The sequence below is a fragment of the Rhizobium sp. P1_C7 genome (genome assembly GCF_056406295.1).
The window spans coordinates 21,027-38,666 of record NZ_JBFUAL010000010.1 but is presented as its reverse complement, the minus strand read 5'-3'; the positions used below and the strand labels follow the sequence as shown (position 1 = coordinate 38,666).

The 17,640-nt window shown below is 58.9% G+C and carries 13 protein-coding genes and 3 pseudogenes; 8 read left to right on the top strand and 8 right to left on the bottom strand.

Translation table 11 applies throughout. From position 1 onward, the window contains the following. Position 1 precedes the first annotated feature (1 nt). From AC1D2R_RS17025 to AC1D2R_RS17000, 6 genes are all read right to left on the bottom strand, one after another. Entirely contained in the window at positions 2-733 is a 732-nt protein-coding gene (locus AC1D2R_RS17025; RefSeq protein ID WP_307235309.1) for an ATP-binding cassette domain-containing protein, read from the bottom strand. After that, the gene (locus AC1D2R_RS17020) at positions 730-1,713 is read right to left on the bottom strand and encodes an ABC transporter permease (protein WP_477968614.1); all 984 of its coding nucleotides are present in this window, start codon (positions 1,711-1,713) and stop codon (positions 730-732) included. The genes AC1D2R_RS17025 and AC1D2R_RS17020 overlap by 4 nt, the downstream gene beginning before the upstream one ends. Before the next feature lie 71 nt (positions 1,714-1,784). Beyond that, positions 1,785-2,759: a substrate-binding domain-containing protein gene (locus AC1D2R_RS17015; RefSeq protein WP_477968612.1), complete on the bottom strand. Its 975-nt coding sequence runs from the start codon at positions 2,757-2,759 to the stop codon at positions 1,785-1,787. A gap of 47 nt (positions 2,760-2,806) precedes the next feature. After that, complete coding sequence (locus AC1D2R_RS17010) at positions 2,807-3,499, bottom strand: GntR family transcriptional regulator (protein ID WP_477968610.1); 693 nt, start codon at positions 3,497-3,499, stop codon at positions 2,807-2,809. Positions 3,500-3,579: 80 nt separating this feature from the next. Then, positions 3,580-4,782: a mandelate racemase/muconate lactonizing enzyme family protein gene (locus AC1D2R_RS17005; protein ID WP_477968608.1), complete on the bottom strand. Its 1,203-nt coding sequence runs from the start codon at positions 4,780-4,782 to the stop codon at positions 3,580-3,582. A gap of 3 nt (positions 4,783-4,785) precedes the next feature. Then, positions 4,786-5,448, bottom strand: coding sequence for a FadR/GntR family transcriptional regulator (locus AC1D2R_RS17000; protein ID WP_477968970.1), 663 nt, complete (start codon positions 5,446-5,448; stop codon positions 4,786-4,788). 173 nt (positions 5,449-5,621) lie between these two features. Between AC1D2R_RS17000 and AC1D2R_RS16995 the strand changes: the two genes are divergently transcribed. The 3 genes from AC1D2R_RS16995 (at position 5,622) to AC1D2R_RS16985 (ending at position 8,647) form a co-directional block, all read left to right on the top strand. After that, positions 5,622-6,515: an SMP-30/gluconolactonase/LRE family protein gene (locus tag AC1D2R_RS16995; RefSeq protein ID WP_477968606.1), complete on the top strand. Its 894-nt coding sequence runs from the start codon at positions 5,622-5,624 to the stop codon at positions 6,513-6,515. Between the two features lie 79 nt (positions 6,516-6,594). Then, positions 6,595-7,377 (top strand): SDR family NAD(P)-dependent oxidoreductase, encoded by a 783-nt coding sequence (locus AC1D2R_RS16990; protein WP_477968604.1) that lies wholly within the window; start codon positions 6,595-6,597, stop codon positions 7,375-7,377. A gap of 22 nt (positions 7,378-7,399) precedes the next feature. Next, positions 7,400-8,647, top strand: coding sequence for an enolase C-terminal domain-like protein (locus tag AC1D2R_RS16985; RefSeq protein ID WP_477968602.1), 1,248 nt, complete (start codon positions 7,400-7,402; stop codon positions 8,645-8,647). 34 nt (positions 8,648-8,681) lie between these two features. Here AC1D2R_RS16985 and AC1D2R_RS16980 read toward each other — a convergent pair whose 3' ends face one another. Next, on the bottom strand, positions 8,682-8,951 hold the full coding sequence (locus AC1D2R_RS16980; RefSeq protein WP_477968984.1) for a hypothetical protein: 270 nt from the start codon (positions 8,949-8,951) through the stop codon (positions 8,682-8,684). Here AC1D2R_RS16980 and AC1D2R_RS16975 point away from each other — a divergent pair. The 4 genes and pseudogenes from AC1D2R_RS16975 to AC1D2R_RS16960 all read left to right on the top strand — a co-directional run. Then, positions 8,934-9,092, top strand: a pseudogene (locus tag AC1D2R_RS16975) (SUMF1/EgtB/PvdO family nonheme iron enzyme); the annotation flags it as partial. The gene AC1D2R_RS16980 and the pseudogene AC1D2R_RS16975 overlap by 18 nt on opposite strands. 143 nt (positions 9,093-9,235) lie before the next feature. After that, entirely contained in the window at positions 9,236-9,502 is a 267-nt protein-coding gene (locus AC1D2R_RS16970; RefSeq protein WP_477968600.1) for a hypothetical protein, read from the top strand. Between the two features lie 139 nt (positions 9,503-9,641). Continuing rightward, positions 9,642-10,259, top strand: a pseudogene (locus tag AC1D2R_RS16965) (tetratricopeptide repeat protein); the annotation flags it as partial. Positions 10,260-10,364: 105 nt separating this feature from the next. Beyond that, positions 10,365-11,119, top strand: a pseudogene (locus AC1D2R_RS16960) (alpha/beta hydrolase); the annotation flags it as partial. 390 nt (positions 11,120-11,509) lie between these two features. On the opposite strand, the gene AC1D2R_RS16955 reads toward AC1D2R_RS16960, so the two are convergent. Next, complete coding sequence (locus AC1D2R_RS16955) at positions 11,510-15,115, bottom strand: hybrid sensor histidine kinase/response regulator (RefSeq protein WP_477968598.1); 3,606 nt, start codon at positions 15,113-15,115, stop codon at positions 11,510-11,512. Positions 15,116-16,189: 1,074 nt separating this feature from the next. On the opposite strand from AC1D2R_RS16955, the gene AC1D2R_RS16950 reads away from it, so the two are divergent. Then, positions 16,190-17,287, top strand: a complete 1,098-nt coding sequence (locus tag AC1D2R_RS16950) for a calcium:cation antiporter (RefSeq protein WP_477968596.1) — start codon at positions 16,190-16,192, stop codon at positions 17,285-17,287. Positions 17,288-17,640 lie beyond the last annotated feature (353 nt).

The window sequence follows — 17,640 nt, the reverse complement described above, 5'->3', positions numbered from 1 at the left end:
CTCACAGAAGTTCGTGGACTTCATCGATCGACGTTGCCGCGGTCGGCCGGTCAAACACGATCTCGCCGCGCGCCATGGCAACAATGCGGTCGCAGGATTGGAATACGTGCTGCATATTGTGCGAGATGAAGATGCCGGTGAGACCCTGTGCCTTCAGGCCGCGCACGAAGCCGATCACCTTGTTGGTCTCCTTGACCGAAAGATGGTTGGTCGGTTCGTCGAGGATCAGCACCTTCGACTTGAAATGCATGGCACGGGCAATCGCGACGCCCTGCCGCTGCCCGCCAGAAAGCTCGCCGACCAAGGCGTCCGGTGAACGCAGATGCAGATCGACATCGGCGATGGCCTGGACGCTTTCATCACGCATACGCTTCTGGTCCATGATGCCGAAGCCGCCGATAGACCATTTTATCGGCTCGCGGCCGATAAAAAGATTGCGGGCGATCGACATGGTCGGGACCATGGAATTGTACTGGTAGATGGTCTCAAGCCCGTGGCGCATGGCCTCTTTCGGATTGCGGATCTCGACCTTCTTTCCCTCGATGAGGATGTCGCCCGAATCCTGATGATGGACGCCCGAGAGGATCTTGATCAACGTCGACTTGCCGGCGCCGTTGTCGCCGACGAGGCCAACCGATTCTCCGGGGTTGATCGTCAGGTTGATGTTCTTCAGGGCGTGGACACCGCTGTACCATTTCTGCAGGTTGCGGCATTCAATGATCGGGACTGTCACTTGTGCGCCTCCACCTTGATCTTGCGGGACATCTTGCCCATCCAGGCATTGGCAATGACGGCGAACATGGTGAGCAAGCCAATTGCGAACTTGAACCAGTTGGCATCGACGCGCGACAGAACAAGGCCGTTGTCGATGGTGCGGATCAAGAGGGTGCCGATGACCGCGCCAAACACGGTACCTATACCGCCCGCAAGCGACGTACCGCCGATGACCGCTGCGGCAACGGCCTGAAGCTCCAGTCCCTCCCCGATTGAGGGAAGCGGCGAACCGAGACGCAGCACCTGCAACAGGCCGGCAAAGCCCGCGAGGACCGAGCACAGCATGAAGCAGATGATCTTGACGCGTTTGACTGGGATACCCATCGACGCCGCCGCTTCGTTGAAACCGCCGGTGGCGCGGATCCAGTTGCCGAAATTCGTCAGCGACAGCAGGCCGGCGGCAAGCACCGCAATTGCCAGGAACCAGATGAAGGACATGCGGACAATGGCACCCTGCCAAATATAGTCGGTGAACAGCCAGGTCGGCAGATCATCGGGAAGCAAGGGCGGGAATCCGCCGGAAATGACGATGGTCAGCGAGCGGGCAATGAAGAGCATGCCGAGCGTTGTGATAAAACTCGGAATGGTGAACTGCAGGGTGATGTAGCCGTTGATAAAGCCGATCAGGGCGCACAGAAGCAAACCCATGAGCACTGCTGCGGTAAACGGTACACCGGACGTGAGGGCAACCGCCATCGTCATCGGCATCAGCGCGAAAACCGAGCCGACCGAAAGATCGAACTCGCCGCAAATCATCAGGATGGTAACGCCAATTGCAACCAGCGCCATTTCGGGCAACAGGCCCATGATGCCGCGGACGTTCTCGAATGACAGAAGGATGCCGTTCGATTTGACCTGGAAGATAGCCATCAGGATAATCAGAAGGGCGAGGCCGGCGAGTTCCGGCTTGTCCAGATAGATTTTCAAAAACCGCTTCATGGGCTGCTACTCATCGTTCAGCGACTTGTCTCCGGGGAGACAAGTCGCTGGTTTCAAAAGACAATCGGAAATCAGCGCAGACCCTTCTTCGCCATGTCTAGAATAGTCGGCACGTCCTTGGCCGTGACAATGCCCTGCCCGGTGTCGATGTCGGACGGCGTCAGGCCGGCGGTCTTGTAGAGGTAGGTTTCCATGACCGGCATGAACCCTTGCATGTAAGGCTGTTGGTCGACCTGCACCTGCACATAACCGGCTTGCATCTGCTGGAGCACTTCCGGCACAAGGTCAAAGCCGCCGAGGAGGACTTTACCCGGCTCGATCCCGCGGTCCTTCAGCACCTTGGCAACACCGGCATGCCAGTAACCGGTGTCGAAATAGGCCGTGGTGTTGGGGTTGGCGTTCAGATAGGAACCGATGCGGTCCGCCGTCAAGGCAAGGTCCGTCGCTGCATCGATACGCGTGATGTTGATTTCCCGATCCTTATGTTCGGCCTTGTATTCCTCAAGGAATTTCGTCACGCCACCGGCGCGCTGCTCAGACCAGGTCTGACCCGGAGCATTGACGCCGACGAGCAGGTTCAGCGGCCCTTCCTTCGGGAAGTTCTCCGACTGTGCCTTTGCGAGCGAATAGCCCGCGGCGGTAAAGCCCTGACCGATGAAGGCCTTGCGCGCATTGCCCTTGGCACCTTCGCTGTCATCGACATTGACCGCCAGCACCAGAATACCGGCATCGACCGCCTCCTGGATGACAGCGTCATAGGCCTTGTTGTCGACGATCGCGACGAAAATCGCATCCGGCTTGGAAGCGATCGCCGCCTGCAGATTGGCGACTGCCTGCTCGACGGAGCCCTCCGTCTGGGTAAGTATCAATTGGCAATTGGCTCCAACCTTTTCACAGGCATCGTCATAACCCTTCTTGACCGACTGCCAGAAGGTGTTGGAGGCCGACGAATGGCTGATGAACGCGATGTTGAGGCCCTCGGCGCTTGCGCCGGACGCCATCATTGTCAGCCCGAGGGCTGTGCCTGCTATCAATTTCCGGATCATGATGTTTCTCCTCCCGTTGTGACATCAAACTGGTTTGCTGGCGCCGATCACTCCGGCGCATCGAAAAATTCGGCCCGTGACCGGGCAATCTCCGGCAGCGATTTCAAGATTTCGCGCAGGTGCGTGCGCACGGCATCCTCGGCTTGCGCGACGTCGCCGGCTGCGATGGCATCGACGATCCGCTCGTGCTGTTCGATCAGACGGCCGATTTGCATGTCATCGACGCTGAGGAACCGGACGCGGTCCATCTGCGCCTTGACGCTTTCGATGACGCTCCAGGCGTAGGCCTTGCCGGCGGTGTTGGCGAGCGTATGATGAAACAGTTCATCGAGCCGCAGAAACGCGGCACGATCGTTCTGCCGCACCTGTTTTTGCCGGCTGATCTGGCTGCGCAGTTCTGTGATGGTCCCAGCCGCATGATCTGCGGCAACGTGACGGACAATGTCGGCTTCGATTGCTTCGCGAACAAAGCGGACATCCATGACCGAGGCCGTGGAAATCTTGGTGACATAGGTGCCGCGCTGCGGAAGGACCTGAACGAGACCTTCTTCCGACAGTTTGATGAAAGCCTCGCGAACCGGCTGACGGCTGATCGACAGGGTCTTGGCGATCTCCGATTCGGAAATCCGCTCTCCCGGTAACAGCTCGGCCTGGATGATCTGCTCCCGCAAAATGCGATAAACTTGGGGCCCAACGGCTTCTGTCGCCGACAGAACCCGAAGCGGCTTTGCGTTGTCCATCCTCAGCCCTCCCCTTCGTTCAATCTGCTTCAAAAGCTACTAGCATACTACCATACAAGTCAAGAGCACCAATGCTGCCCTCAGGCGTCAGGCTTCGATACCCGGCGGCTGACGGTGAATTTGCGATCGAGATCGGGTGCAAGATCAACACCATGGCCGGGACCGGGCGGGACGGTGATCATCCCGTTCGTCACGGTTGGAAGCTGGTTGGTGAGATCGGCGTACCAGGTCTTGTAATAGGCCCGCACGCTCTCCTGAACGAGCGCGTTGGGCACGTTCAGCGACAGATGGGTCGAGGCGGAAAGCACCACGGGTCCGGTGCAGTCATGCGGAGCCACGGGCAAATGCCAGGCCTCGGCCATCGTGGCGATCTTTTTCGCCTCCGATATGCCGCCGCACCACGACAGATCGAGCATGACGACACCGGCGGAATCCGTTTCCAGGAGATCACGGAAGGCCCAGCGTGTGGCGAGCGTCTCCGACGCGCACAGCGGCGCCCGGCTGGCGGCAGCATAGCGCTTCAGGCTCGAGAGCGAATCCATCTTGATCGGATCCTCGTGCCAGAACGTTGAATAGGGTTCGAGCGCTCGGGCAATTTGAATGGCCGGCATCAATTGCCACATGGAATGAAATTCGACCATGATGTCGATGCGATCGCCTACGCGCTTGCGGATCTTCTCGAAAGGTTCGAGCGCCTGGCGCAAGTCCGGGCCGGAAATGTACTGCCCGCCGGATTTCTCTGCCGCGATATCGAACGGCCAGATTTTCATGGCAGTGATGCCCTCGGCAAGAAGGTCCTCGGCAAGCTCGTCAGCCCGCTCCAGAAACCCGTTGAGATCGTCATAGTCCTTTCGTGGACCGCCGATGCCGTAATTTGCGGTCTGCTGTCCCTTGGCGTCGCGCATATAGGTGTTGCCGGCGCAGGTGTTGTAGGTACGGATCTCGCGGCGCGAAAAGCCGCCGAGCAGTTGGGCGATGGGCAGGTTGGTGGACTTGCCGAACAGATCCCAAAGGCCGATATCAACGGCCGAATTCCCGCGCATCTCAGCGCCGGTCGAGCGGAAGCCGAGATAACCGGTCAGGTCCTTGGAAATCCGGTCGATTTCCAGTGGATCACGGCCCAGAAGTTTCGGGGCAACAACCTCGTGGATGTAGGCCTCGACCGTCTGAGCCATGAAGAATGTTTCGCCGAGACCCACAAGCCCCTCGTCGGTGTGGATCCGGACCCAGAGGATGTTTGGGAATTCGTGGACGCGGACGGTTTCAAATGCCGTAATTTTCATTGATCAATACACCCCGGCCGCCAGAAGCGCCTTCACCGTCAAATCAAAATGGTCAACCATGGCCTGCTCGCCCTTTGCCGGATCACCGTTTGCGATCGCCTGGGCGATGATCATGTGTCCGTCGATACTTTCCTGCCGCGTTTCGTTGCTGCCGCGGCTCGCCCACCCGATCGGCCAGGTGTGGCGCGTCAAGAGGTGGAAGGACCCCACGAGTAGGGCAAACATCGGATTACGCGATGCGATGCCGATCGCCTCGTGGAAGGCGATGTCATGCTCCATCACCTTTTGCGGATCGGCGAAGTCGCGCTGCATCGCATCGACAAGGCCGATGATCTCCGCCGCCTCCTTGTCGGTGCGCCGCAGCGCTGCGAGCGCCACCGTCCTGCGCTCGATCGTGCGGCGAACGTCGAAAATCTGCTGGATCGTCGCCTGGTCGGTGTGAACGGCATGGTCTGTGATCATTGCCAGCACATCCGCTTTCGGCGCGGCCACCCGCGCCCGGCGGCCATTGCCGATATCGATCAGGGTCAGCGCCGCCAGCGATCGGTAGGCTTCGCGGACAATGGTGCGGGAGACGCCGGTCTGCTCGGCAAACGCCCCCTCGCTTGGCAGCTCATCGCCGACCTGCAGGCCGTGCTCGCGAATATAGAGCTTCACGGCATTCATCACGCCGCCCAGAAGCCCCTCGCCTGCCGATTTATCGAGCGACCCGTCACCAGCACCAGGCATCAAATCTATCAAGCTTAACTCCTACCTATCATATAGGTTTGGCATATCCTTGATTTATGATGAGGCTCGGCTATTGTCAACCGCAATTATTCGACGCCTTGGGAGGGGTCATGCAGACGAGTATTCAGTTCGCCGCACAGGATATTGTCGGTGAAAGCATTATCTGGGCAGCGCAGGAACAGGCGTTGTATTGGGTCGATATCGGCGGAAGGCGCATTCACCGGCTGGAACCGGAAAGCAGTCAGCACGACGCGTGGCCAGCCCCCGATTTTCCGACGTCGATCGGCCTGCGGGCAAAGGGTGGCTTTATTGTCGGCCTCTCCAGGGAGGTCTGCTTCTGGCGTCCGGGCGGCGCCTTCGAGCCCTTCGTCATTCCCGAGCCCGATTTGCCCGACAACAGGCTGAACGAGGGACGCGTTGCCCCTGACGGATCCTTCTGGGTCTCCACCATGGAGAACAATCTCCATCCCGACGGCTCACCACGCGACATGACCGGCAAGTCCGGCGCGATCTATCGTATCGATGCGCACGGCACGGTGATGCAGCTCACTCCGCGCGAATACGGGATCACCAACACCATGGGCTGGACGACAGACAACCGCTTCCTCTTCGCCGACACACTGGAGAACGAGATCTATTCCTTTGGCTACGATCCGCAGGCAAAGCGCCTTTCCGATCGCCGGACGATGGTCAAAGCGTTCGGGCGAGGGCTACCTGATGGTTCCTGCATGGATGCTGATGATACGCTCTGGAATTGCCGTGTCGTTGGCGGCGCCTCGGTTGCCCGCTTTACATCACAAGGCGAACTGCTCGCCCTTATCGAGCTTCCCGTTTCCTGGCCGACGAGTTGCACCTTTGGCGGGCCTGATCTGACGACACTCTACGTGACCTCAGCGCGCTTTACCATGACGCCGCATCATCTGGCCGCCCACCCGGCGGAAGGCAGTCTTATTGCGGTCGCCGACGCCGGGCTCGGCATTCCCGAGCCGAAATTCGCTGGTTGACGAAAATGCCGAAAGTCGATTGACTTACTAGTATGGTAGAATGTTAGTTAGGGGGATGTCCATGGCGGGGAGCGGTTCAATGGAGTTTTCGGGCAAGAGCATCGTCGTCACCGGCGGTAGTCTCGGCATGGGCCGGGCATGTTCCGTGCGTTTTGCCGAAGGCGGCGGCAAGGTTCTGGTGGTCTCGAATGATGCCGCATCGGTTGCCGAGACCGTAGCTGCAATCGGGGCAAATGCCTTTGGACTTGTGGGTGACGTTCGCTCGGCCGCTGATATGGAACGGGCTGTTTCAGAAGCCGTCGCACGGCATGGAGGCCTCGACATTCTCGCGTGCTGCGCCGGCATCCAGCGTTACGGCACGGTGGTTGATACGCCGGAGGATGTCTGGGATGATGTCTTCGACGTCAATCTCAAGGGCATCTATCTCGCCTCCCGCTTTGCCATACCGGAGATGAAAAAGCGTGGTGGCGGTGCGATCGTCGCTATCTCATCCGTTCAGGCCTTTGCGTCGCAGGCCGGAGTAGCGGCCTACACCGCCAGCAAGGGTGCGATCAATGCGCTGGTTCGGGCCATGGCCCTCGACCATGCGGCCGACAATATTACCGTCAACGCCGTTTGCCCCGCCTCGGTCGATACGCCGATGCTCCGCTGGGCGGCAGACCAGTGGAAGGGCGATCGCAGCCAGGACGAGATGATTGCGCTCTGGGGCAAAGGTCACCCGCTCGGGCGTGTCGGCAAGGCCTCCGAGATTGCCGACCTCGTCGCCTTCCTGGCCAGCGACCAGGCGCGATTTATCACTGGCGCAGATATCAAGATCGACGGCGGCACGATGGCCAAGCTTGGAATCGTGCTTCCCGAATGAGCATTCTCAAAGGAGACCAGACATGAAGCGGCCTATCATCACCGATATTCGCGCCACCACCGTAACGGTGCCGCTCGAAGCGCCGCTTCGCCATTCCAACGGTGCCCATTGGGGCCGTTTCGTGCGCACCATTGTCGAGGTCGAGACGGATGTCGGCATCATCGGCCTTGGCGAGATGGGCGGCGGGGGCGAGAGCGCCGAGGCCGCTTTCGCCGCTCTCAAATCCTACCTTGTCGGCCATGATCCGTTCGAGCTGGAGCAGCTACGCTTCAAGATCTGCAACCCGACGGCCAGCCTCTATAACAATCGCACCCAGATGCACGCGGCCATTGAATTCGCCTGTATCGATATCATCGGTAAGTTTCTTGGTATTCCAGCCTACGACATCTTGGGCGGCAAGATGCGCGACGAGATCGGCTTCGCCAGCTACCTTTTCTTCCGGCTGCCGAACAAGGCCACGGGCGCCGGCGAAATTCGCACGGCCGATCAACTGATCGAACAGGCATTGAGCCTGAAGAAGACGCACGGTTTTACCGCGCACAAATTGAAGAGCGGGGTGTTTCCGCCCGACTACGAGCTGGAAGTCTATCGTGCGCTCGCCAAGGCGGTCGGCACCGACAGTGTGCGCTACGATCCGAACGCCGCTTTCACCGTCGAGGAAGCGATCCGCTTTGCCAAGGGCATCGAAGACCTCAACAACGACTATTTCGAAGATCCGACATGGGGGCTCAACGGCATGCGGCGGGTGCGCGAAAATACCCATATGCCGCTTGCGACCAATACAGTCGTCGTCAATTTCGAGCAGCTCGCGACCAATGTCTTGAGCCCTTCCTGCGACGTGATCTTGCTCGATACGACCTTCTGGGGCGGCATCCGGGCGTGCGTCAAGGCGGCGGCGGTCTGCGAGACGTTCCAGCTCGGTATCGCCGTTCATTCCTCCGGCGAACTCGGCATCCAGCTTGCGACAATGCTTCATCTCGGTGCTGTGCTTCCAAACCTCGTCTTCACAGCGGATGCGCACTATCACCAGCTTGTCGATGACATCATCGTCGGCGGGCCGATGAAATATGTGAATGGCAAGATCGCTGTTCCCACAGGGCCTGGCCTCGGCGTCGAGCTCGACCGTGAGAAACTCGGGACCTATGCGGAACTCTACAAATCGCTCGGCGGCTATCTCTATGACCGAGACCCGGCCCGGCCGGGCTGGTTTTCGACTGTACCGAATACCCGCTGGGCAAACCCGACAGATTCGCGTCTGGTCGAATATTAGAGTGAGATGGTAGCCTCGCCTCAAGCGACTGAGGTCAGAAGCAACAGCCCAACACCGAATGCAGCACGACGGCAGGCAGCAGAAATTTACCGACCAGGACGCCTTGAACGAACACCACCGCCAGGTAGATGGCCGCCAGGACATTGTAGGTCAGCATGCCCGCAAGAGCCGGGCCTCTTCCCGAGATCTCCCTTCCCGACCATGCCATGACACCCAGGGGAAACAAGGCGATACCCGCAACCGGGGCGACAGCCAGGCCAGCGCCCGACAGCGCCTCCCCCAGCTGCGCCAGCCGGAAATCCACATTCCAAGGCGTGTGCTCAAGGGTGAATCACATCTTTGTGCGCCGAACGTCTGCCGTCGATAACGTCCGGCCGCCCGCCACGCCGAGCCGGAGGACACGTCCACCAGTCACGTCGGGCTCAGATGCGCGAATCGAGCCTGAAGTGACGGGCAATGCGGCCTGGAAGAACGAGTCCTACCAGTTCATACAGTAACCTACATTGCGTCCGCGGGGTTCTGGATCATCATGCATGGTCCGTAGGGCATCGATGTCGAAGCGCGACGGCCGTCTTGGGGGTGGGATGGATGATATACGATACCGGGCTTGTAAAACAGGCATTTCCAGCGAGCGCCAAGGTGATCGACGAGCTCGCCCGCGAAAACGAAAGCTTCCATGAACTTTGCCATGATTTCTCGTTGGCAAGTGTCCTGATGCAGGATTGGGAGCGCTCGTCGGCACCCGAACGCGACGAGCGGTACGCCGAGATCACGGAACTCGTCAACTCCCTCAGCAAGGAGATTGAGGCAGTCTTGGCGGCATCCAAGATTGCGCAGTTTCCCGGTCGGCGCTAACTTCGGGGACCGGCGTTCGGATCCCCGCCTGCCAGACGAGGCTACTTCTTCTCGTTCAAGTAAATGGTCTTCCAGTCGTCCTTCATGCTGACGACCGTCCATCCCTGCGCCTGCGCCTCGTCGAGGCCCTTGTCGAGCTGAACGCAGCCTCCAGGCAGCTCGCCGTGCAGTTCAACAGGATCCGGCCAATACCCGTGCCAAGCAGGCTCTGATGACTGCGTTGTACTTCAGCAATTAGGTCCCGGAAGACCTTGATGTCGGCGAAAAGGCGCTAGCAACGAATCCGAACGACACGGAGCTGCTCGGAGAGTTTGGGAGCCGTGTCGCGATGAGCGGGCAATGGCAACGCGGAGCAGAGATTCTGGATCGGGCGCTGGCCCTCGATCCCGGTGGGGCGGGCTTCTATCACGGAATGCGGGCCCTTGCTGCCTACATGCTCCACGACACCCAGACCGCGATCATCGAGATCAAAGTGTCGGATTTGCAGAAGTTTCCGCTCTACCGTGCAGTCGCCGCGGTCATCTATGCCGACGCCGGCATGGTCGAAGACGCCCGCCGCGAGGCGGCGCTGTTCAACGAGATGCGTCCCGATTTCATTCCAAATGTCGTCGCCGAGCTCAAGGGGCGCAATTTTCGACCTGCAGATCGCCCTCGGATGATTGCGGATCTTCGAAAGGCGGGATTGCCTGCCGTCGACGAGGTGCAGTCCACCATGCTGCTTCCGACGGATTCCTCGACCACTCTTCAGCCTCGATAGGAGGCCGCTGGGACATGATTTCCACCGAATGTACCCGATGTTTCGGGACTTTGTATGAGGGCAATAGTGGCGGGCGTTAGTATTTTTGGGTGGGCATCGGCTCCAATGAGCCGGATAGGTTGGGTTGTCGTAAGTGGAGTGATGATAACGCTTTCCGGATGTGGGGGCCATCCAAAGGGTGTGCTGATACCTGTCGCGGAAACGTCCCCTAAGGCGGCCAAGGTTGACATGCTGATCACGACGACCCGGAACCGCTCGACCATTCCAGGGGAGATGTTCAACGGCGAACGTGCACTGGCCCCGGCATTCGCCGATATGACCGTGTCCATCCCCCCAAGCAGCGTCCGCAAGGAGGGCGAGGTCGCCTGGCCGAAACGGCTTCCCTCCAATCCCGCCACCGACTTCGCGACGTTGAAGGCGGACAATATCGATGTCAAGCCAAACGCTGGTTGAGCGCGACTGTCAGGAAGAGTCCTGACCGGAGCGTCCTTGTGTTCATTCACGGTTTCAATAACCGTTTCGAGGACTCGGTCTACCGCTTCGCGCAGATCGTTCACGATTCCGGCGTCCACAGCGCGCCCATACTCGTGACGTGGCCATCGCGCGGCAGCCTGCTTGCCTATGGCTATGATCGTGAGAGCACGAACTTTACCCGCAACGCGCTGGAAACGCTGTTTCAGTTTCTCGCGAAGGACTCCGACGTCAAGGAGGTGTCCATCCTCGCGCATTCGATGGGTAATTGGCTGGCGCTTGAATCCTTGCGTCAGATGGCGATCCGCAACGGCCGCCTGCCCGAGAAATTCAAGAACGTCATGCTGGCGGCACCCGACGTCGACGTCGATGTGTTCCGACAACAGATCGAATCCACCTACGACTGGGAAACGCAGGACTGGTCCGTACCGATCAACTTCACGGTTGCGAAGCTAATCACGATCAACAAGCAGCCGATCAGCCTGACGGCGGGCATCCGATATTGGGCCGATGCGCCGGACAACGGCCCAAATGGACTGGGCTTCCGGGTGGCGCTGACATTTCTGTTTCCAAAATGACGATCCCGCTACGCACACCCGAAGCCAAGTGAGAGCTTGAACAAAGCCGGGAAAAGCGGAATGAAAATCCTCACGGCGACTGCCACCGTGCATGTGACACTATCTATCCTTAGCGCGGCGAGGAAAGCACACGCGGCATGAAAGTCGCCGCGCGCCTCGCGAGGATGAAGGTGAGCTCTCCTGCACGCTTCCTGCTTCCAGCTAACCGGGCTTTCTCACCTTCTCGAGCGCTGTCCGCAACTCATCGAGCCCGTGCGGCTTCGATAACAGCGCCGTTCGGGAATCGTCTTGCAGTGCAGGACCGCGGTCCATCCCAGTCGCAAAAATGATGCCAATCTGAGGCCAGCGGCCGCGAACCTCACGGCAGAAGGCTTCTCCCGACATGCCCGGTAGCCCGAGATCGGACACGACGATATCGACCACCCCCTGTTCCAACAGCGCCAGCCCTTCCTCAGCGGACCCCGCTTCCATCACATTGCAATCGAGTTCGGCCAGCATGTCAGCGCTCGCCATTCGAATCAGATCGTTGTCTTCGACGAGGAGGACGCGACACCGGTCTTCGCTTGTCGCTGGCGCTGTTATCCGCGCACTCACCTGCGGGCGTCCGGCTAGGTCAACCTGCAGGCGGTTGTTGAGGACGTGCCGGATCTTTCTGGCAAGCTGTTCGCGACTATACGGTTTTGAGAGAAGCTGAACGCCGGGATCTAGGCGACCTCCATGGACGATCGAATTCTCGGTGTAGCCAGAGGTGAATAGAACACCAATGTCCGGTACGCGCTCCTTCGCCTTCTTCGCGAGGTCAGAACTCTTCAATTGGCCCGGCATAACCACGTCGGTGAAGAGCAGATCGATCTTTATTCCGCTGTCGACGATCGACAATGCAGCCGACGCGTCCGGCGCCTTAAGGACGCGATAGCCCAACTCATGAAGAAGTTCGACCACCGTCGCACGAACGCCTTCGTCGTCCTCGACTACGAGGATCGTCTCCTGTCCACCTTCGACCGGACCATCAAACCGCTCGACTTCCACGTCTTCCTGTTGCATCGCCCGAGGCAGATACATTTTCACCGTCGTCCCATGGCCCAGTTCGCTATAGACCTTGACGTGACCCCCGGTCTGCTTGACGAAGCCGTACACCATCGACAGGCCAAGACCCGTGCCCTTGCCCTCAGGCTTGGTGGAGAAAAATGGTTCGAAGACCTTCGCCATCAGCTCCGGTGACATGCCGCTCCCGGAATCCGTCACCGAGAGCGCCACGTACTGCCCCGGCTGGACGTCGTCGTGTAGCCGGGCGTAGGTGTCATCGATGTAGGCGTTGCCAGCTTCGATGGTGAGTTTACCGAATCCTTCCATTGCGTCGCGCGCGTTAATTGCAAGATTGAGTAGCGCGTTCTCGATCTGCATGGGGTCGATGAGAGAGTTCCAAAGGCCGCCCGATACGATCGTCTCGATTTCAACGCCCTCACCGATCGTGCGTCTTAGCATCTCGTCCATGCCGCGGATTAGCCGGCCGACGTTGACAACCTTTGGATCGAGCGCCTGGCGTCGCCCGAAGGCAAGGAGCTGGGAAGCAAGCTTCGATCCCCGATTGACTCCGGCAAGTGCGTTCGTAATGCGGCGTTCAGCATTGGCGTTGCCAGCGACATCCTTTGAAAGGAGCTGCAAATTGCCTGCCACCACCTGCAGAAGGTTGTTGAAGTCATGGGCGACGCCGCCCGTCAGGTTACCGATCGCCTCCATCTTCTGAGCCTGCTGTAGTGCAAGCTCGGTCTGTCGAAGCGCTGCCGCGGCTTCTCGCTCCTCGGTCACGTCGCGACCGACCGCATGAATGAAGCTCTCGTCGGGAACGGCCGTCCAGGAGATCATCCGGTAAGACGCATCTTTACACTGATAGCGGTTTTCGAATGAAAGTGTTGTCGCGCCGTGAGCGAGCTTTCCAACCTCGTTCAGGGTGTCATGCTGGTCGTCAGGATGGACGCGATCCATAAAGGACCGCCCGATCAGATCGTCGTCGTTCCACCCGAAAACTGAAGTCCAAGCCGGATTAGTCGCCGTGATAATCGCGTCAAAGGAAGCCACAAGCATCACATCGGTCGAAAGCCGCCACATGCGGTCTCGGTCGGCCGTGCGCTCGGCCACTCGCTGCTCCAGGGTTTGATTGAGGGCCTGAAGCTTCTCTCGGGTTGCTCGAAGTTCCTCGACTTCGGTGTTGGTGCCGATCCAACGAACAATGCGACTATCATCGCCCTTGATGGGGACGGCTCGCACGATGTGCCAACGAAATTTGCCCGACCTGTGACGCAGCCTGAACTCGGTCTGATAGGTCTCCTCGGTGTCGAGCGCTCGCCGCCATGCCTCAGCCGTGGCGACAACATCGTCAGGATGAACTATCGACAGCCATGCCTCGCCGTCGAGTTCGCCCCTCTCCCTGCCTGCGTACTCGTAAATCCGATCGTTGAACCAATCGAGCAGGCCATCGGACGTTGCGGTCCAGACATGGTTTGGTATGGCTTGAGCGAGCGCCCGGAAGCGCTGTTCGCTCTCTCGCAGTTCGCGCTGCGCCTTGCGGCGGTCGGTGATGTCCTGGACGACCCCGACAAACCGGATCGGCTTCCCATCGGGGCTAAACTCGAATTCTCCTCGCCGGGCAACGACCCTCTTCTGGCCGGTGTCTGCACGCCTGATCCGATATTCTACAGTGAGTGGCGCGCTACCCGTCTTTCTGGTGTCTGTGTTGGACGCGATCTCCTGATCCTCCTCGACGACAAGATTCTCGATCGCCGAAATGGAGATGGCGTCCGTTTGATCGATCCCGTAGATGCTGCAGAACTCGGGTGTCGGACTAAGGATGTCCGTTTGAAGGTCGACCGAAAATACCCCGACGCCTCCCGCTTCTTGTGCACGCCGAAGTCTCGCTTCGGCCTCGGCGAGCGCCTGCAAGGCCTTATGCTGCTCGGTCTGATCACGAAGGACTTTTACCAGTCCGATCGGGTTGCCAGCGCTATCCCGCAGAGTGCTGATTTCGCCGCTCGCCCAGAAGATTTTGCCAGACTTTCTCACGTGCCATCGGTCATGATGAGCGGTACCCAACGCCAAGGCCGCATCCATAGCCTCCCGCGGTTTACCGGCGGCGCGTTCTTCGGGCGTGAACAGCATCTCCCAATAAAGACCCGACACCTCTTCTTGCTTCCAGCCGAATATGCGATGCGCGCCTTCGTTCCATCGCAGAATCCTCCCGTCGAGGTCGAGTGCGATGATCGCGTAGTCGATCGCGCTATCAATGATCTGCCGGCTCTGCTCCTCGCTAGCGGTGAGTGCACGTTCGGCGTGGACCTTCGCCGTAGTCTCGATGACAATCGCCATGACGCCCGCCGGCTTGACGGTCTCATCAATGATCGGAGAGTAGTCAAGGTTCATCCAGACGGGCTCTGGAGCACCTGATCTGTTCAGCGAGAGTTCCTGATCAGTGTACCGAAGCGTTTGTCCCGATAGCCCGACACGCATGACGTTATCGTTAAAGTCGGCAATCTCTTCCCAGCCCTCTCGAACCTTCGACCCCAGGAGACGCGGATGGCGCTCGCCTGCGAAAGCAGAGTAGGCATCGTTATAGATCATGATGCCGTCTTCGCCCCAGAGCGTGACGATAGGCACGGGTGACTGCAGGATGAGCGCAACCGTAGTGCGCAGACTTTGCGGCCAGGATCCGGGGCATCCCAACGCGGTTTTTGCCCAGTCGAAGGTGGCGATCAGACGCGCGAGTTCGCCGTCATGTGCGAGGAAGTCAAAGGCGCTGTTTTGTGGGCTCATGCCGGTGTTATTAGACGAATCGATACGTGAGAGGAAGGGTCGTCATCAACGGCGCGATTACGCCGAACCTCCGTCCGTTTACGACAAAAGACAGGGCCGTAAACGCCTCGAGATTTGCGATTGGTTCTTTGCTCTTATGAGATTTTTGAGTTGCCTCAGTCGCAAGCGATTTTTGGCCGACTTTCCGGCATCAGCTATCCGGAGCTCGGCAGGGCCGCTTCATCCTCCGGGTCGGATCAAAGTGGCAACCTTTGAGGCGTTCTTCCAAAGTCGCCGGTCGCCGGCATGATAGTTGAGCCAACACAACGCAAGCTCGACCAGCATGCAAGCGCCTGTTTGCTTCCCGCCTTGCTTGTCCCTTGATCCCGCGACTCCTTTCTACTGGAGTAGGACTGGTAGCCAGCCCAAGATAGGATGCGAGATGCTTTCTTCGACGCTGCACTACGCGCCCGCCATAAACGCCAATCGTCGGGTTTGTCAGGTCGCTGCGTAATTGCCCCGGGCTGCCAAGGTGCGATCCTGGTGCGCACCGGCCAGACGACTGAATCCCGCTACATCCGCGGCAAGGATAGCGGCTAGCTTCACCTGTTCGACCATTTGGATTGATATCTCTCCCTGCGGCCCGTGTGCTTGATGTCCGGGAGAATGAGTTGCGCAAGTCGGCTCGGGAACACAGCGACGATCCGGAGGTCGGCAAATCGGTGAGGATCGCTTTGATCTCATCCACCAAATCATGATCCGCGAGTGATGCCTGCCAGGGGTTTTGGGGGTGCTGACCACGCGCTCTACCATTTCTGATCGGGCGACACCCCAAGGTCGCGCACACCGCCGTCATCAGGAACTTCCGCCGGCAAAGGCAGAGAGTGCAATAGATGTTTTCTTGGACCGGTGGCGATCTCAAGCACCTCTTGGAGGATATTTCGGGGCGGACGACTTTACCGGCAACCAGTTTCGCTGGAATGTAGTTCACCAGAGGGGTTCTAATTGGCTTTTTGATTAGGTTCTGACGCTCGCGGAGTGATGAGCCCGTTGCGCAAACGGCAAGGCCCCTAAACATTGTACAAGGATGACCGGATGCCACACGCAAATCGCGCTATCCCAGCTTGGACCTGGATCGCGCCGACACTGGCATCCGGGGTTCTGGCGCTCAAATTTCTAGATGTCGTTCCTCCGGATGCAACCGCGTTTCTTGTCGTCGCAGGTGTGCTGTTGGCCGCTGCGGTGTTCGCCGCCGTACATCACGCCGAAGTCCTCGCCCTTAAGCTCGGCGAACCTTTTGGCTCGATCCTTCTTGCAGTCGCGGTAACGGTCATCGAAGTGGCGCTCATTGTATCGATCATGGTTTCCGGTGCGGAGGGAAACGACGCAGTCGCGCGTGACACGGTGTTTGCCGCAGTGATGATAGTCCTCAATGGGGTCGTCGGTCTTTGCCTCGTCGCGGGAGGACAGAGGCACTTCGAGCAGACTTTCCAGCTTCAGGGCGCGTCGTCAGCGCTGGCGGTGCTCGGCACGCTGGCGTCTTTGGCATTGATACTGCCAAACTACACGCTGACAGTACTCGGTCCGTCCTACTCGCCGACCCAAGCGATATTTGTTGGGATCGCTTCGTTGGTACTGTGGGGCGTCTTCGTTTTTGTGCAAACGGTCAAGCACCGTGCCTATTTTCTCGATGATATCGAGGAAGGTGCGGAAGTGAAGCATCACGAAAACCCCTCCGACAGAGATGCCCTTGCCTGTCTCGGGTTGCTTCTGGTTTCCCTTGTGGCGGTAGTCCTGCTTGCCAAGAGTCTGTCATACGCATTGGACAAAGGCATTGCTTCCGCCGGGCTCCCATACTCGTTCGTTGGTGTCGTGATCGCTGCTATCGTTCTACTGCCGGAAGGCATTGCTGCCACCAAGTCTGCCATCAAAAATCAGCTCCAGAACAGCATTAATCTCGCTTTGGGATCGGCAATCGCCAGCATCGGTTTGACAATCCCGACGGTTGCGGTCCTATCGCTGATCCTTGGCCAAAAGCTGTCACTCGGAATATCCGCTGCGGACACGACGTTGTTGGTGCTGACGCTATTCGTCTCGACCCTCACCTTGGGCACGGGACGAACAACGGTTTTGCAAGGCGCAATCCATCTTGTGATCTTTGCTGTATTCCTGCTGCTATCTGCGGTCCCTTGACGCACCAAGGTAGAATCATGCTGGGCTCGCCGTCCGATGATGACGCGCGCAAGCCCGATACCCTTAACGCGCTACCATCTCCGGCAAGTACGTCGACCGGCACGCCCTTTGCCTCGAGATGTCATTGATTAGCCTGCGCTCGTCAGGTCGTTGAATCCTCCCATCGACAAAGCGACAGACAGGATCCCTTCGAATTCGGGGCGTCGGCTGTTGATTTCCACTGAGAACGGACACGTCGACGCCAGATATGACGCACTATTGCTGAATCTCAGGCACACTTGCATTTGGCAACGCTTCTTCAACGACAACCAGAGCGAGTGAGAGCGCCCAGAGATCCGAAGTTGTTATCAGCA

Excerpts from the sequence above, each read along its gene's own strand:
- AC1D2R_RS17020 (WP_477968614.1), bottom strand. The coding sequence starts at position 1,713 with ATGAAGCGGTTTTTGAAAATCTATCTGGACAAGCCGGAACTCGCCGGC.
- AC1D2R_RS17015 (WP_477968612.1), bottom strand. The coding sequence starts at position 2,759 with ATGATCCGGAAATTGATAGCAGGCACAGCCCTCGGGCTGACAATGATG.
- AC1D2R_RS17010 (WP_477968610.1), bottom strand. The coding sequence starts at position 3,499 with ATGGACAACGCAAAGCCGCTTCGGGTTCTGTCGGCGACAGAAGCCGTT.
- AC1D2R_RS17005 (WP_477968608.1), bottom strand. The coding sequence starts at position 4,782 with ATGAAAATTACGGCATTTGAAACCGTCCGCGTCCACGAATTCCCAAAC.
- AC1D2R_RS17000 (WP_477968970.1), bottom strand. The coding sequence starts at position 5,448 with ATGAATGCCGTGAAGCTCTATATTCGCGAGCACGGCCTGCAGGTCGGC.
- AC1D2R_RS16995 (WP_477968606.1), top strand. The coding sequence starts at position 5,622 with ATGCAGACGAGTATTCAGTTCGCCGCACAGGATATTGTCGGTGAAAGC.
- AC1D2R_RS16990 (WP_477968604.1), top strand. The coding sequence starts at position 6,595 with ATGGAGTTTTCGGGCAAGAGCATCGTCGTCACCGGCGGTAGTCTCGGC.
- AC1D2R_RS16985 (WP_477968602.1), top strand. The coding sequence starts at position 7,400 with ATGAAGCGGCCTATCATCACCGATATTCGCGCCACCACCGTAACGGTG.
- AC1D2R_RS16970 (WP_477968600.1), top strand. The coding sequence starts at position 9,236 with ATGATATACGATACCGGGCTTGTAAAACAGGCATTTCCAGCGAGCGCC.
- AC1D2R_RS16955 (WP_477968598.1), bottom strand. The coding sequence starts at position 15,115 with ATGAGCCCACAAAACAGCGCCTTTGACTTCCTCGCACATGACGGCGAA.
- AC1D2R_RS16950 (WP_477968596.1), top strand. The coding sequence starts at position 16,190 with ATGCCACACGCAAATCGCGCTATCCCAGCTTGGACCTGGATCGCGCCG.